The sequence below is a fragment of the Mucilaginibacter sp. SG564 genome (assembly GCF_013149275.1).
Classification (GTDB): domain Bacteria; phylum Bacteroidota; class Bacteroidia; order Sphingobacteriales; family Sphingobacteriaceae; genus Mucilaginibacter.
In genome coordinates this window covers 186,555-202,980 of record NZ_JABGNA010000005.1, presented here as the reverse complement: position 1 = coordinate 202,980, position 16,426 = coordinate 186,555, and the positions used below count along the sequence as shown (strand labels likewise).

10 protein-coding genes are annotated in these 16,426 nt (G+C 41.5%); 3 read left to right on the top strand and 7 right to left on the bottom strand.

Annotated features, from left to right (window positions below):
* Positions 1-83: 83 nt before the first annotated feature.
* Together FHW89_RS13180 and FHW89_RS13175 are read left to right on the top strand one after the other, a co-directional pair.
* Complete coding sequence (locus FHW89_RS13180; RefSeq protein WP_172335507.1) at positions 84-1,358, top strand: NAD(P)/FAD-dependent oxidoreductase; 1,275 nt, start codon at positions 84-86, stop codon at positions 1,356-1,358.
* Between the two features lie 281 nt (positions 1,359-1,639).
* Entirely contained in the window at positions 1,640-2,599 is a 960-nt protein-coding gene (locus tag FHW89_RS13175) for an L-histidine N(alpha)-methyltransferase (protein ID WP_172335506.1), read from the top strand.
* Between the two features lie 221 nt (positions 2,600-2,820).
* On the opposite strand, the gene FHW89_RS13170 is transcribed toward FHW89_RS13175, so the two are convergent.
* The 5 genes from FHW89_RS13170 to FHW89_RS13150 all read right to left on the bottom strand — a co-directional run bounded on the left by FHW89_RS13170 (position 2,821) and on the right by FHW89_RS13150 (position 11,331).
* Positions 2,821-4,224 carry an alpha-L-fucosidase gene (locus FHW89_RS13170; protein WP_172335505.1) on the bottom strand — a complete coding sequence of 468 codons (1,404 nt, stop codon included), beginning with the start codon at positions 4,222-4,224 and terminating at the stop codon, positions 2,821-2,823.
* A 72-nt stretch (positions 4,225-4,296) separates the two neighbouring features.
* Entirely contained in the window at positions 4,297-5,919 is a 1,623-nt protein-coding gene (locus FHW89_RS13165) for a RagB/SusD family nutrient uptake outer membrane protein (protein ID WP_172335504.1), read from the bottom strand.
* 29 nt (positions 5,920-5,948) lie between these two features.
* On the bottom strand, positions 5,949-9,233 hold the full coding sequence (locus tag FHW89_RS13160; RefSeq protein ID WP_172335503.1) for a TonB-dependent receptor: 3,285 nt from the start codon (positions 9,231-9,233) through the stop codon (positions 5,949-5,951).
* 261 nt (positions 9,234-9,494) lie between these two features.
* Positions 9,495-10,661 (bottom strand): FecR family protein, encoded by a 1,167-nt coding sequence (locus FHW89_RS13155; RefSeq protein ID WP_172335502.1) that lies wholly within the window; start codon positions 10,659-10,661, stop codon positions 9,495-9,497.
* Between the two features lie 58 nt (positions 10,662-10,719).
* Entirely contained in the window at positions 10,720-11,331 is a 612-nt protein-coding gene (locus tag FHW89_RS13150) for an RNA polymerase sigma-70 factor (RefSeq protein ID WP_172335501.1), read from the bottom strand.
* Positions 11,332-11,727: 396 nt separating this feature from the next.
* Here FHW89_RS13150 and FHW89_RS13145 point away from each other — a divergent pair, with 396 nt between their 5' ends.
* Positions 11,728-12,327, top strand: a complete 600-nt coding sequence (locus FHW89_RS13145; protein WP_172335500.1) for a TetR/AcrR family transcriptional regulator — start codon at positions 11,728-11,730, stop codon at positions 12,325-12,327.
* A gap of 70 nt (positions 12,328-12,397) precedes the next feature.
* Here the strand turns inward: FHW89_RS13145 and FHW89_RS13140 are convergent, their stop codons facing one another.
* Positions 12,398-14,689 (bottom strand): GH92 family glycosyl hydrolase, encoded by a 2,292-nt coding sequence (locus FHW89_RS13140; protein WP_172335499.1) that lies wholly within the window; start codon positions 14,687-14,689, stop codon positions 12,398-12,400.
* A 45-nt stretch (positions 14,690-14,734) separates the two neighbouring features.
* Entirely contained in the window at positions 14,735-15,637 is a 903-nt protein-coding gene (locus FHW89_RS13135) for an AraC family transcriptional regulator (RefSeq protein ID WP_172335498.1), read from the bottom strand.
* Positions 15,638-16,426 lie beyond the last annotated feature (789 nt).

Sequence of the window (16,426 nt, the reverse complement as noted above, 5' to 3'; positions counted from 1 at the left end):
CATTTTTTCGTGACCATATAACCCGAGTTGTCACACTTTATTTTTTTTGCATCAAAAGGTAGTCAACATTAAAAACAAGATATATGAAACTTCTATCTTCTAAAAGAGTAATAATTGTCGGCGGAGGATTCGCCGGCGTAAATTTCGCTCAAAATATTGCTGGAAATGACAATTTTCAAATCACTTTAATCGACGCGAATAATTACAATTACTTTCCGCCTCTATTGTACCAGGTAGCTACCGGTTTTCTAGCACCATCGGATATCAGCTATCCGTTTAGGAAATTATTCAGGCATCGCAACATTCAATTCCGCATGGGGAAACTATTGCGAATAGATCCGGACAACAAGATATGTTATCTTGATAATGGGGAATTGGCGTACGACTTTCTGGTGCTGGCACATGGTGCAAAAAGCAATTTCTTTGGAAATGCCCTGGTCGAAAAAAACGCTTTACCTATGAAAACTGTTGACGATGCGCTAAGCATGAGAAACGTGCTTTTTACTAATCTTGAAAAAGCGACGGTAACCACTGACCTTGAAGAACGCAAAAAGCTGCTGACCATCGTAGTTGCTGGTGGCGGTCCCACGGGCGTAGAAGTTGCGGGGATGCTCGCTGAGATGCGAAAATACATTTACAAAAAAGATTATCCGGAGTTACCGCCTTCTGAGGCTACGATCATGCTCGTTGACGGTTCGCCAAATGTTTTGAACCCTATGAGTGAAAAGTCTCATAAAAACGCTAAAACTATTCTTGAAAATCTTGGCGTCACCGTGATCCTAAACACGACAGTCACGGGTTACGATGGAGAAGCGGTAATTTTATCCAATGGTTCGATTATACCTTCAAAAACATTAATATGGGCAAGTGGCGTGACTGCTAACACGCTTCCTGGAATTCCGCAATCTTCCTTAGGCAGACAAAACCGAATTTTAGTTAACGAGTTCAATCAGGTGTTGGGATTATCGGACATATACGCGATCGGAGATATCGCGCTCCTCACCTCTGATAAAGCTTATCCTAATGGCCATCCTCAGCTGGCTCAACCCGCCATTCAGCAAGGCAATAACCTCGCTCGTAACTTGAAAAAGTTGGCTAACTTAAAACCCATGAAACCTTTCGTATATTTTGATCGAGGGGACATGGCCGTTATCGGAAGAAATAAAGCCGTGATCGACCTTTTTAAAAACAAAGTCCATTTTACGGGAATAATTGCAATATTCAGCTGGTTATTTATACACTTAATTTCATTGGTTAACTACCGAAATAAATTGAAGACGCTCTATAACTGGATAGCCGCCTACATCTCAAGGGACCAAGCTCTTCGGATTATTTTCAAAACCAAACTGCTGGATTAACGCCAGGCTTCTCATTGCTTCAAGAAAGAGAGAGTGCTGCATTATACCTGAAAACTGGATTTGTAATACAGTATTCCATTAAAAAAACGGTGACTTTTGCAATTTTATAAGAATTGCCGCACCCGGTTTCATTTAAAACGCCCGAGACAATCCTTTTCCGTTGAATCGAAAACACGCTCAGTAAGGTAGTATATGACATTGATAACATATTATGATTCGCTTCGATTTTGTCACAGTTTTAAAATTGCGTGTCCTAGTTTAAAACAAATCATTCGAACATTATGACTCAGGTAGTAGACCAACAAATCGCTTTCGAGACAGAAATCTTAGAGGGCTTATCCTCTCATCCCAAACGGCTGCCCTCTAAATATTTCTACGATACTTTAGGTGATGCGATATTTCAGGAAATTATGGACATGCAGGAATATTATCTAACCAGAAGTGAAATGGAAATTTTCATCACGCAGTCCAAAAAGCTTGCCAGAATCATTTCGAGTTACTTCAAAGAATTTAGCCTAATAGAACTTGGCGCAGGAGATTGTATCAAGACGGTCTATCTGCTAAAACAACTGCTATCAGATGCTGCTCGTTTTACTTATGTTCCAATCGATATTTCCGCCAATGTTGTGGATAATTTGACTATTGATTTGCCGAATCGACTTCCAGGATTAAATCTTGAAGCCCTTAACGGCGAATATTTTGATATGTTAGGCCGGTTTAGTCAACAGGATGGAAGGAGGAAGGTGGTCTTATGTCTGGGAGGCAATGTAGGCAACATGACAATAAAGCAGTCGGAAGAGTTCTGTAACAATATTCGGGCTTATCTTGTCCCTGGCGATTTGGCCATAATTGGATTCGATCTTAGAAAAGACCCGGAAAGAATTAGAGCTGCTTACAGCGACCCGGCAGGGATCACGGCGCGGTTTAACTTAAATCTGTTGGAAAGAATTAACAGAGAACTAGGCGCGAACTTTGATCTTTCAAACTTTAAACATTATTGTAACTATGATCCTGAAACGGGAGCATGTAAAAGCTATCTTATCAGTAAGCAGGATACTACAGTTGTTGTTGCAGGAAATGCGATTCAATTCGACCAAAATGAGTTCATTATTACGGAGATATCCCAAAAATTTTCGGTCCCGGAAATTCATCAACTAGCCGAAAAGTCCGGTTTTAACACGCTCGACATGCTGTACGATACTTTTGGCTTTTTTACAAATGCTGTTTGGATGGCCGAATAAAACGGAATTCCTTACTGACCCATTACGCCAAGATAACGTAAAAACAACCGTAAATTTGATACTGTTGTCGAGGTGTGAAAGTTAGAGGCGTTGGTTTAATCCCACGACTAAACCAAAAGGTCGCGCCTGCGACCTTTTGGTTCTTAAATAAGCATGCTTGACCCGGTTAACGATCAAAGTACCTTAAAAGCTACCTATTCATTTCGAAGTGCTAATAAAACTTATCGAGGTTCCTTATAAATTCCGAATTCCGCGATCGAAGGAGGAGTGTCGTATGATTCAATCAGCATTCTTACCTTCTCGCCTCGTAGCGTCCCAAAACGATGAAGTTTTACGCGCTCGGACTTTTCGCCATCAAAAAGGGTGTTCCATTTATTATTTGCGAAGTACTCCAGTTTATATTTTTTAATATTAGACTTGTGTTCAAAAATGACGATCTCGTTGAAAGATTGAGGTGATTTAAAATCAACTTCATACCAGGGACTCTTTACTTCCGGATTCGACTGCCAGGACGAACCAAAGTCGTCATCGTTCGCAAAATCCATTATATTCATGTCGTCGCTCCAGCTGGAATTCGCGGGCTGGTGTTTAGCCAGGTTCGTCGCTATAATTGGTGCGCCGGTTGGCTTAAAATCCACGTTGGAACCATCGCTATGCCAAAGTTTTCCAATTTCTTTTAACGCTGCGATCGCATTGTCATCAAACAAGCCATCGCGGTTCGGAGCGACATTCAGAATAAAATTACAATTAGCTTTATTAAGTGGCACGATGGTTTCCTCAACCAATTTTGCCGGATTTTTCACTTCGGTTGATGGGAAATTAGTTTTCCAAAACCAGGAAGATTGCAGTGGCAGACAGGCTAATGACGGCATCTGGTTGATGTCTTTAGACATCCGCTGGCCGGCGCCCATTTCGTAAGTTTTGATATCGGTATAATAAAGACCATCCTTCGGATATTTAGCGCCGTTGAGATCCATTAGGATACAATTTGGCTGAAGGGCTTTTACCAATTTGTAAATCTGCTCAAATGGCACGTCATCATAAGATATACGTGACCAGGGAGCATCCCAGCCATCAATAATCAGCGCTTCAATCTGACCGTAATTAGTTAACAGTTCGGTTAATTGTCTTTTAACCATCTCGATGTGCTTTGGCTGGATCTCATTTGGACGTAATTTATGATGCGTATCTAATATCGAATAGTATAACATTACTTTCAATCCGTTGGCACGGAATGCATTGACAAACTGCCGCACTACATCTTTTTTGTATGGGCTGTGCATAACGTTATAATCCGTGGTTTTCGTATCCCATATACAGAAGCCGCTGTGATGTTTGGTAGTAAGGCAGCCATAGGTCATGTTCGCTGATTTTGCAGCTTTGGCCCATTGATCAGCATCTAGTTTTGTCGGGTTAAACGCAACCGGTGACGCCTCCGGATCAGGCCAGTCCTGGTTAAAGTAGGTTGGGATATTAAAATGAATGAACATACCGAATTTAAGGTCAACAAACCTTTGCTGAAGCACACCAAGCGGTTGTTTGGATGTCTGTTGGGCAAAAGCTTGCACCACGAATAAATGTAGAAGTAAAAACAGACCGGTTTTTAAGGCAGATTTAAATTTCATGCGTATGGATTAGTTATAGGACAAAAAGATAGTGAATAGAAGGGCAGCAAACTTTGCTGCCCTTTTGATAAATTATTTCCATAATGGATTTTGGGTCAATATACCCTTAGATGCATCGATAGCTGATTGGGGGATCGGCCAAACATAAAATTTCGCATTGTTAAAAAAACGTTGCTCGATGACCGTTTTCGGGTATTTATTGATATGACCGTTAGCAGTGCTGATATTTGTGATACCGGCAGTAGCATCAACCGTATAGATAGGGCCTTGCATCACCTGCTCTCCAATTTTCCAGCGTAATACGTCGAAATAACGAAGTCCTTCTCCTGCCAGCTCTATTCTACGTTCATGGCGTATGAAAGTTCGCATGTTCCCCTGATTGAGGGCTAAAGAATTCGTGGCAAAAGTCTGGGCGATTGTTGGCATGCCTGCCCTTGCACGTATTTGGTCTAGCGCGGCGACAACATCGGCCGTTGGGCCGCCCACCTCGTTTTGTGCTTCTGCGTAATTCAATAATATTTCAGCAAAATGAAAAGCTTTCCAGTTATTGACGCCTGATCGTACATAATCATATCGGTCCACATTTTTGCACCAGGAATAGCCTGAACGGGAGCCTAAATCCCCTCCGATACGATCGCCTTGATTGTTAAACGGATCATACTGATTGATGTTGGGGAAATACGGATACTTATAAATGTCACCAGGGCAAAGAATAGTTTGCCTTAGCCGCGGGTCACGGTTGTTGTAAGGATCGGTCGCAATGTACCCTGGATCTTTGGTATAAGGATAATAGCCGTTTTTGCTTTCATAATCGTTAACCAGTTCAGAAGTCGGGTCTAAAATGTTTCTACCGTTCATCAGAGCCTGTGATCCTAGTATATCACGCAGGCTGTTTTGATGTACGGATAGGGTATACCCAAACGACCAAATATCTTCAGATGAATAATCACCGTCCTTCTGGAAGAAATCAAAGTAGCTTGGGTAAAGTTTATAAATGCCCAGGTCCATAACCGATTTTGCCGCCGCCGCTGCGTTAGCGTAATCTCCCGCGTATAAATAAATGCGGGATTTTAATGCAAGCGCAGCACCTTTGGTTGCCCGACCCTGGTCCGCTCCGGTATAGCTCAATGGTAAATCAGTTGCTGCTTCATCTAGCCATTGTAGCTCCGCCTTCATTATATCCGCTTTGGCGCTTTTGGGAATATCTGCCTTGTTAGGATCAGTTATCAGAGTAGTAACCAACGGAATATCGCCATACAGCGTGGTCATTATAAAATACCGATAAGCTAGCACAAACTTGACCTCCGCAGTTAAACGTTTCTTTAACGCCGGGTCCATATCGGGGACCTTATCTACGTTGGCAAAGAAACTGTAAGCCTGGCGCATAGGCTCATAACTCCACTCCTTGCTACTTATCGTTGGATCCTGGGTACTGTTGCCAAAACGGCGCGTCGTTGGATCATTACTGATCCCATTGTCGCTCATGCCTTCATAATACACAAAATTGTCTTGGGGCATGTAGGTGTACATCCTTGTTGCAAACATCGTCGCATCAGTTGCCGACTGCCAATACGTTTCATCGGTGATCTGATTGAGCGGATGCTGGTCAAGCAGCCCCTTTTTACATCCCGCCATAGAAAAAATAGCTGAGATGGCTATTATCGTTGTTGATATCTTATATCTTAAATTTTTCATGATCTTATCTTCAAAAATTAAACCTTTGATCAGAATGTCACATTTAGCCCTAGACTGATATTGCGTACCTGCGGATAGTTTGAGCCGTCTCCATAATTTGCGATTTCCGGATCAAGGCTTTTGGGAAAGTTTTTACTGGTGATCAGGAACAAATTATCCCCGGTTAGGAAGAACCTTGCTGAGCCTATTCCAAGATGTTTAGTCAAACGATCTGAAAACGTATAACCGATTTGCGCATTTTTAAAACGCATGTATGCAGCTTTGAAAAGCCACCAACTGTTGAACTGTCCGTTGTTAATAGATTGATCAGTTCGTAAAATAGGATAACGGGCATTGGGATTAGAAGGAGACCAATAATCAAGTTGTGATTGCAGGATATTGCCATCTCCGTTAAAATAAAACGGAACCTGTGCCCCTCCTTGAACACGAAGTAAATTGCTCATTACCCCCTGCAACAAGATCGAAACATCAAAGCCACCATAGCTCGCGCCAAGGCTGATACCGTATCGATAATGTGGTGTTGCCTGGCCCAGGACCACGCGATCATCTGGAGTAATTTTACCGTCTCCATTAACATCCTTGATTTTGATGTCGCCCGGGATATCACGCGGGTCTTGTGTAGCATGATTAGCAATGTCTTCTTTTGACTGGAACAGGCCCTCCGCCTGAAGCCCGTACCAGACCCAGCGAGATTGTCCGACAAGCAAAGGGTTGTCGCCTAGTTGCTCTGGTGCCCCGCCAAGACTTAAGATTTTATTCCTGGCATCTGAGAAATTGATGGCGGCACGATAAGTAAGCTTGCCAATATTGTTCTTGTAAGCTACATTGACCTCAAAACCCTGATTCCTTAAAATACCAACGTTTTGTTGAGGACCGGAAATACCATATGTAGTTGGAACTGTCAGGTATTGTAAAATGCCAGTTGTTCTGTCACGGAATACATCAACATTGACATCCAGGTGTCTGAGCAATGTTAAGTCCAGCCCGAGGTTGATCGTTGTTTTTACTTCCCAGGTTAAATTAGGGTTCGGAGAATTATTATAGAATGTCGTGGTCGAGGCCGCTTTATTTAGCACATACTTATCCTGTCCAATGGTATTGGCCCACGGATACAAGCCACTCGCATTTTGATTACCCACCTGTCCTAATGAAGCACGAATTTTCAGGAAGTTGACGGTATTTTCCAGAGGCTTGAAGAAATCTTCTTCGGATGCCACCCATCCGGCTGAAACTGATGGAAAGAAACCATATTTTTTGTTTTCAAATACGGAGGTTCCGTCGTAACGGGCGTTCGCTTCCAACAAATATTTACCGTTATAATTATAATTAACGCGACCAAACCACGATCTGATGGCATATTCAGTAGCATTACCTGAAACGTTCGTCAGCGTAGGGTCTGAAGAGCCGGCATCGATCTGATCGAGTGAGTTATTCAGGAAACCGTAACGCGTGATACTATTGTAGTCATAACGATCCTGTTCCTGCGAGTAGCCTGCTAAGGCTTTGATATTATGTTTACCAAAAGATTTGTTGTAATTTAAGGTTATCAGCGTCGTTGGATGAACCCTTGAATAGTTCGCTTTATAAGCGCTGTTAGGATCATTATTGTATACCACAATCTGCTCATCATCATTATAGAGAGGATATTTATTATTAAATCCTGATAAAAAGCTGCTGGTATAGTTATATCCATAGGTCGCGTTCAACAACAGATTGTCAAGTATCTTGAATTCCGCCAGGAAATTCGTATTGATCGTGTTAAGCGTTTCGTTTTGAACGCCAGCCTTGGTCATAATATCGTTCGGCTGATCACCACCCCGATAACTGCGGTCATGCCCGTCTTTTGTGTATGGATATTCTGTTACAGGAACGATGTAAGACCATTGCAGCGCGTTTCCCAAGCCGTATGATGGCTGTAATTTATCCTCCTTGGTCAACACTGTGTTGATACCCAGTTTTAATCTTTTGGATACCTGAACATTCACATTCGCCCTTGTACTGTACCGCTTGTAGTCAACGTTTTTTATCAGACCTCCTTGGTTGAGGTAGCCACCGGAAACATAGTAGTCAGCGGTTCCTGATCCGCCTGCAACACTCAGGTTTTGCTGATTTTGCAAGGCCTGGTTGTGTAAAATGTAAGGCAGCCAATTGGTACTTGGCAACTCACCAGATTTATATTTTTGTACCTGATCAGGCGTAAACTTTACCTGCACCCCTGGATTATCATTAAGTTGAGCCTGATTATATAGATCCACGAATTGTGGCGCATCGACGAATTTTGGAAGCCTGGCTGGACGCTGATAACCGAAGATAGAGCTGTATTGAACTATAGGTTTAGAATTCAGCTTGCCTTTTTTGGTAGTAACCAGTAAAACTCCACCGGAAGCCCTGGCACCGTAAATTGCCGTCGCGGACGCGTCTTTTAAAATACTTACGGATTCGATGTCATTGGGATTCAGATAGTCAATTCCATTGACCGCCATTCCGTCCACAATGTAAAGCACTGGATTATTGGAAATTGTACTGTTACCACGAATGTCGACCGAGGTCGATCCGTAACCTGGATTGCCATCGGTTTGCTGAATGTTAAGACCTGCCGCCTCACCCTGCAAAATGTTTAATACGGAGGGAACAGGACGGTTTACTATTTCTTTGCTGGATACTGTTTCAACTGAACTGGTGAGGGAAGCTTTTTGCTGGGTACCATAGCCAACTACAACCACTTCGTTAAGACTGGCAGACAAAGTAGCCAGTGTTACTGCGAGATCCTTGTTGTCCCCGTTTACAGTGATATTTTTTTCGTATCTGGCAAAACCTATGCTGGTGACAACTATATGGTAATCACCTTGGGGGACCTTTTCAATTTTGGACTCGCCATTTTGATCCGTTATGGCGCCTTTTTCAAAATTGTTGCCTTTAATGCTAATCGTTGCACCTGGCAAGGGCTGACCTTTATCATCCTTAACGGTTATGTGAAAATCAACGGAAAGCAGTACTGCTTTAATCCTGTCAAGGAAGGATATCTCCTTTTTTTGCACCACAACAGTTTTCTTGGATATACTGTATGTTAACGGCAAGCCGTTGAAAATTTGTTGCAGCGCGTCGTCCAGGCTTGCATTTTTAATATCCACTGACAACCTGATACGGGAAACATCATCGCCCTCCCAAAAGAAACGATAACCAGTTTCCTTTTGGATTTGCTTGAACATGTCAGTTAATGGTTTATTGGTGCCATTTACGGACACCAGTTGCCCATAAGTTTTTGCAGAAACATGTAAACACGCAACAATCACCATGATGAAAATTAGCTTCATTATCATCAAAAATTTTAGCACAGCACGCCGTTGCTCATAGGAGCGCGCCATACACCAGTTTAAATTCATACTTTTGTACGTTTGGGTTAGTGTAGTTAATTTATTGCTCGATTGTTGACTGGATTTCCAGCCAGTGAAAGGACTACCCGGACGGCGCTGGGGAAGGGTTCGAAGCACTCCTCAGCGTTCCTTTATCCTTTGGAAAGGTTTGTTTTTTATCTCATCATAGGCATATATGCATTTGGTTATTTGTTGGATTTATTATTCGATAATGAGGCATTTTTGACTACCTGCATTAGACGCTTTTTCTATTTTGAAATGAATATTTCCGAGCTCCAATACTTTTAAAACTTCTAATAATGTATAGTCGCGTTGGATCTCCCCAGAAAAATTTCTTGACTTAAGGTGTTCTTTATAAATTATTTGTACGTTATACCATCTGGCTAACTGACGCATCAGCTCGTGTAAATCTGTATGGTCAAATACAAAGACCCCATCCTTCCATCCCGCAGCGGCATCACTATTTACGGAACGAATCTGTATCATTTCGTCATCCTGTTGAGCTTGTTGTCCCGGTTTGATGATCACCGTCTTGGGTGTCTTATCGTTCGTGGTTATTTGAACTAATCCTTCCAGCAACGTTGTCCTTTGTATCTTTTCGTCGTCGTAGGCGTTAACATTAAAGTGTGTTCCGAGAACTTTGATGTCTTGTTGAGGAGTATGTACAACAAACGGCCAGGTCTTACTTTTGGCGACTTCAAAATAGGCTTCTCCCGAAAGAGTTACCGGTCGACTATGACCCGAAAATGCTGAGGGATAACTGAACTTAGATTTGGCATTCATCCATACTTTAGTCCCGTCAGAAAGAACGACCCGGTATTGGCCACCGGATGGAACAACCAGGCTGTTATCTCCATACTTCGGACCATTAAAAATTGTTTTATCGATATGGTAGGATATTTGACCCGTCGAATCTTTAGTAATAAGCAGATTCTCTTTTTGAAATAATGGCCCTATTTTAGCTTTTTCAAGGTCTATGACCGAACCATCTGACAATATTAAATGCGCAGTGTTTTTTCCGGGATTAGCATCAAGTGTCGCCGGATTATTGGGTTCAGACTGCCGGAATTTGATTAAAGAAAATATAAGGGCCGGAAATAATATAAGCCCGATTCCGATGAAACGCCAATTTGCCCGTTTCCTGTCAATTCCACTTTTTGAATCTCGCTTTGGAAGTTTTTGATTGATCCTGGCCAGCATTCGGCCGCGAACAACATTTATCTGGTCCCCATTCAGTTCATCTGTCAGTTTTGTCTCCTTGTCAAATGAATCGTACCATCTATCCAGTTCAGCTAATTCCTCGGGTGTCGCCACGCCATTCTTAAACTTTTCAAGAAGGAGAAGTATTCGGGTTTCACCGTAGTTCATATCAGCCTTTTTAATGAAGTCACTTTAAAAAGGAAAAGGTGCTATACGAACTAAAAAATTATTTAAAAAAAGGCAACAACAAAAAGAAGGTGATCAGGAACGTGCCGGAATTATCATCACGAAACTCTGTTCGCATGGCGGCTATCGCTTTGGTTAAATGTTTTTTTACTGTGCTAAGGGAAATCCCCAGGCGATCGGCGATTTCCTGCTGACTGAGATGCTCAAACCTGCTTAGAATGAACACTTGTTGGCATTTATCAGGAAGCTTAGCAGCAGTGGCCTCAATCCGGTGCCTGATTTCTTTAAGGGCAACGGCCTCGTCTGGTCTGAGCGGGGATATCTCGTTTTGGCGAATAAGTTCGTTAAGATGTCGCAAATGAATTTGCTGCGACCGGTAATTATTAAAAACCTTATATTTCAGCGATGTTTTCAACCATGCTTCTAAGCTGGACGTTATTTCTATTTTTTTCCTGTTCTGAAAAAGACTTAAAAAAACCTCCTGGACTATTTCTTCAGAAGCCTCGCGGGATCTGATGCGCTGGTATGCCGCGTCCAGCAAAATCTTCCAATATCTAAAATAAATTTCTGTGAAAGCGTCATAGTCATCCCTCGCCGCTAAAAGAGCAAGAAGCTTTTTATCCGTAAAAATAGAGAGTTGGTATTTACGCATCGATACGGTTACGAAGACAAATTTAAAGGTATTGTAGTTCTTTTTAAAATTATGATTAACAAATTGTTGTGTTAAACATCATCTGTATTAGGTTCTGGAAAAATTGCGTCAATGCCTTTACCGGCTTCAGCAGGGAAAATCATGTTGGTGTTTTGAAATCTCCAAGCGATACAACATTAAAATCTTCCCGCGTTGAGGTCTATAGATCCCAGGATTTGTTGAAAGTAAAAATGTTACCGTATATAGTTACATTTTTAAATGTCATATTAATAGGCGGGTAGAAGCAAAGGTAAAGGATATTGAATCCGATTTACCGTCATAGTTCCGCGGTCCATTGAAGGAAAAATATCAAAAAATCGTAGGATTGTCTATTTTTGTTCATATACACTTGGTAAAATGGGAAAAGCCGAAAGGACAAAACAATTTATTATTGAAGAGGCCGCGCCAATTTTTAATACCAAGGGCATTATGGGCACAACTGTCGATGACGTTATTAAAGCCGCAAAGGTTGCGAGGGGGTGCCTCTACAACCATTTCAATACGAAAGACGCTTTAATATATGAAACCGTGGATTATCTTTTAAAAGAAGCTGTGGAAAAAGTGCTTTATGCCGTTAATAAGAAAAAAAGTGCGAGGGATAGAATATTTGCCTATCTCGATTATAACAAAGACGTACTGGAAACTTACTCAGGCGGAGGTTGCCCAATTCTTAATATGGCTGTGGATTCCGACGATATCAACCCCGTTGTTAAACAAAAAGTAAAGAAGGTCATCTCACTGGAGAAAAAAATGTTAATGTCAATTTTTGAAATGGGGATCATAAATGGTGAATTTTCAAGTGATTTAAACCCGGAAGAATTTGCTTATAAAATATTCGCGTCTATCCAAGGAGGAATTGCCATATGCCGGGTTTTAAATAGCAACAAACCTATGTCTTTTATCATAAAAAGCCTCAAAGCAGATATTTTGACCTTCAAGATTAATCGAATTTCATGAGCGTTAACATCGATTGGTTTGAAATCCCCGCGAGAGGTGGGGGTTTCAAACCACAGCATATTGTTTCTAACTACAAATGCTGATTAGGCGGCCTATCGGCCACTTGCGCACCCCAAGTTTTGTTAGGCCTTGGGCCCATATCAAACTCAATAACGCCTCCTTTAAGAATATCACTGTATGTTAAATAGGCGTGACTATACTTTTTTCCATTTAATTTGGCCGATTGAATGTAGATATTTTGTTGAGCGTAGTTTTTCGTAATGACCTGAAAATTCTTATTGTTAGACAACTCTATTCTGGCTGATTTCAATACGGGTGAGCCTATCGCGTAAACTTGCCCGGTAGGGTTAACGGGATAAAATCCCATGGCACTAAAAATATACCACGCGGACATCTGCCCGCAATCTTCATTGCCTGCATATCCAGATGAACTGGTATTATAAAGCTCGCTGCACACTTTAGCATTATAATACTGGGTTCTCCACGGCTGCCCCGCAAAATCGTAAAGGTAAATAATATGGTGGCTCGGCTCATTACCGTGTGCGTACTGGCCGATAAAACCCGACGCATTGTTATTCAGTTGCCCTGAAGGGTTTTCTAAGGAAAAAAACCTATCCAGCCTTGCCACAAATGCTTTTTCTCCTCCGATCAAGTCTATAAGATCCCTGATATCTTGTGGGACATACCAATTGTATTGCCACGCATTTCCCTCGGTGTAAGGATATCCTCCGTTGCCTCCATATCGTAATGGCTCAAAGGGTGATAACCATTGCCCGTCAGAATTTTTGCCCCTGAAGAATTTGGTCTGGGCGTCGAATAAATTTCGATAATTTTGTGAACGCCGCAGAAAATAGTTATAATCCTCAGGCTTATTTAATTTCCGTGCCAGCTGAGCTACGCACCAATCGTCATAGGCCATTTCAAGCGTAATTGAAACAGACTGCGTTTGCTTGTCCTCTGGTATATAATGATACCTATCCCAAATGTCAAAGGGCGAGCCTGGATGAGATAAGACAGAAGAGTTCTTAATCGCCTCATATGCCCGATTCACATCGACCCCGGGAATAGATTTTAAGGCCGCGTCAGCAATCACAGGGATAGCATGATTACCTATCATGCAATAATTTTCTTGCCCCCAAAGCTGCCATATCGGTAGATAGCCAAATTTTTCATATTGAGAAATCATGCTATTGACGAATGCGGCGTCCCGACCTGGTTGTACCAAAGTGTATAAGGGATGTGCTGCGCGATAGGTATCCCATAGCGAGAAGGTGCTGTAAAAACCGTTTCTATTCAGACCAATGCTATTATTGATTGCCGTATATTCACCGTTCCAGTCTGCGTAATTATTGGGTTGTACAAGAGTGTGATACATTGCTGTGTAAAATATCTGCATCTGTTCAGGCGAACCTTCGACTTTGATTTTATTAAGTTGACGCTCCCACGAGTCTGCTGCTTGTTCTACAGTCTTTTCAAAATCCCAAGCGGGTATTTCTTCTAATAAATTGGTTTTTGCGTTTGTCGTACTGACTGTCGAAAGCCCAACCTTAACCAGTAACGGATTAGGCTTATCGTCGTCAAAATCCAACACCGCTCTCAAATCTGTGCCATTTAGAACAGAGGTGTCAAAGTACTGATTCCCCCCATCGATGAGATCACTTTTGATAATCGGCTTATTGAATTGCATGAAAAAATATACTTTCCTAAGACTGGCCCAGCCAGTTATAACTCTAAAGCCTTCGATGGTCCGATTGTCGAGTATTTTAAATTGTGCCGCAATAACGTGACATCCAAATACGCCTTTTTTCATTGAATGGTTAAGATCAATAACCAGTTTGGCATCATGACCGCTGGAGAAAGTGTACCGATGAAAGCCTGCATGCTCCGTCGCGGTCAGCTCGGCCTGGATATTGTGATCGTCCAGTTTTACCTTATAATAACCAGGGGAGGCAGATTCGCTCGCATGCGAGAAATGGGAACCATAACCACTGCCTGGCTGATCGGGGTTTCCCGCGCGGGTCTTTTCACCTCCGTTGTAAGGCATTAACAGAATATCAAAGAGATCCGGCGCTCCGGTCCCGCTAAGATGGGTGTGACTAAATCCCGCAATGAAATCGTCGTTATAATTATAGCCAGACCCTGCTTCCCAGTCGGGTTCATCTTTAGTATCGGGGCTTAACTGAACCATGCCGAATGGCACTGTGGCACCAGGATAGTTATTTCCCGACAGGCCTCCCTTGACAGCCCCGGTCCCGATGAAGGGGTTAACATATTTGCCATAGAGTTTAGGTGATTGCGCGTAAATTATAGACGATGAAAATAGGGATAATGAAAAAAAAGCCAGCTTGTAAAAATGATTCATGAAATAGTTTGATAAAAATTAGTAGAGATATATTGTGGACTTACTTTAATGTGCATTTTTTCCTTGAAGTCGATATTGGCCTGGCGAAGATCCAGTATGTTGTTTAAATAGTCTTGAAAAGTAAAACGGGTCTCTATACCCCAGTTCAGAGGCGATAATTTTGATTTTATCCCTGCTGCCAAACAACAATTGACAAGCTCTTTGCATTTTCAGGTGATTGAAGTAATCTATAGGTGGATAGCCTGTTTTTTTTCTAAATAAATATGAAAAATGAGAAACAGAAATGTGATGGCCGTTAGCCAAAGCTTCGACGGTTAATTTTTTGTTGATGTTTGACCACATGACATTAATCGTTTGAGTAACGATGCTGGCTTCATGCTCAGTTATTTGTTTAGAATTATTGGTTGGGAAAATGAAGGTGGCTACCAAATGATAAAGACAGAAACTCGCTTTACAAAGCGAATCAAATGAGCACTCAAAATCAAGGGTTTCATACATCGATTTCCAGATTTCGATCCCGGCTTCATTAAAATTAATTCGTAGTGGCCGATTGAAAACACCACTTGGTAATGATTCATTAAATGAAAGTATGTTAGGGCCAGTGAAATGCACCCAATAAATGGACCATGGATCTTCAGCGTCGGCCCAGTACCGCATATATTGGTCGGTCGCGGCTAAGAATACAAATTCATTACAGTGAACCTCATATTTTTGATTTCCTAAGATATAATGCCCTTTGCCCTGTGTACAGTAGATTAATATATTGTCTTCGCAACCTTTTCTGCGTTCTCTGTAATGATAACGCGCTTTTGGAAAGTACCCGATTTCTGTTATAAATATCCTGAATACTTCCGATGCTTTCCTCCTTATAGTCCGAAGTAAAGGTAACGGAACATTGACCAGCTTTTCACCTGTAAAGCCATTTCTTCTCTTTTGCCCCTTGCTCATAACGAAAATAGATTGGTTTATAACTAAGTGAACCGTAGTGTCTTTAAATAGACTATATTGTCCAATTATTGTACAATAGTGTCACTTTTTTGCGATTATAACTAAAACATTGTTTAATCGCAACATGGTGTTTCGATAATGCCAAGTGCGCTCATCATTTTGCCAAAAATTGACAATATTAGGTCCAATTGTCCATCAGGTTTGCTAAAACAACCTCGGCAGAGCAAGGGAGATTGTTGTTTTAATTGTCTGTTATCGTTTGATAATTAACATGTTAAAAATTTCATCGTTGAAATTGTGCACAAGTCTTCTCCCTGTTTAAATTAAATAATGCATCTATATTTTCCGGCTAAGAATTAATCTGCCAGGAATGATAATAGAATAATCCATTACTCAATTCTTTGGAGCATAGATGGATTTTATAGTCGTTTTCCTTCTGACCATTATAATCTTTAGGTGACTTAAAGATGAAATATTTATTTATTTGTTTTTCAGGTACTTACGATCATTTTCGACAATCCCCTTTGCTATGCTCGAATTCTACATACTTTTCCAAGATTTCTCCATTTTTTCTGAGTTAGGCTCGTTCTACTTTTACTCAACCGATTTAATCACAAACTAACCAAAACTTTATGGGAAGATTTTACATATAGACTCCTCTTTCAATAACCGGGTATTTCTCCTGATAAATGTCCGTCCTGCAAAAAGGTGTAAAACTGAAAGCTATTCCTGACGCAGCCTTAAATCATTCAATTTAATTGCGCTTAGGAGATAGAATCAACATACTCC

Excerpts from the sequence above, each read along its gene's own strand:
- FHW89_RS13170 (WP_172335505.1), bottom strand. The coding sequence starts at position 4,224 with ATGAAATTTAAATCTGCCTTAAAAACCGGTCTGTTTTTACTTCTACAT.
- FHW89_RS13155 (WP_172335502.1), bottom strand. The coding sequence starts at position 10,661 with ATGAACTACGGTGAAACCCGAATACTTCTCCTTCTTGAAAAGTTTAAG.
- FHW89_RS13180 (WP_172335507.1), top strand. The coding sequence starts at position 84 with ATGAAACTTCTATCTTCTAAAAGAGTAATAATTGTCGGCGGAGGATTC.
- FHW89_RS13135 (WP_172335498.1), bottom strand. The coding sequence starts at position 15,637 with ATGAGCAAGGGGCAAAAGAGAAGAAATGGCTTTACAGGTGAAAAGCTG.
- FHW89_RS13140 (WP_172335499.1), bottom strand. The coding sequence starts at position 14,689 with ATGAATCATTTTTACAAGCTGGCTTTTTTTTCATTATCCCTATTTTCA.
- FHW89_RS13145 (WP_172335500.1), top strand. The coding sequence starts at position 11,728 with ATGGGAAAAGCCGAAAGGACAAAACAATTTATTATTGAAGAGGCCGCG.
- FHW89_RS13175 (WP_172335506.1), top strand. The coding sequence starts at position 1,640 with ATGACTCAGGTAGTAGACCAACAAATCGCTTTCGAGACAGAAATCTTA.
- FHW89_RS13150 (WP_172335501.1), bottom strand. The coding sequence starts at position 11,331 with ATGCGTAAATACCAACTCTCTATTTTTACGGATAAAAAGCTTCTTGCT.
- FHW89_RS13165 (WP_172335504.1), bottom strand. The coding sequence starts at position 5,919 with ATGAAAAATTTAAGATATAAGATATCAACAACGATAATAGCCATCTCA.
- FHW89_RS13160 (WP_172335503.1), bottom strand. The coding sequence starts at position 9,233 with ATGAAGCTAATTTTCATCATGGTGATTGTTGCGTGTTTACATGTTTCT.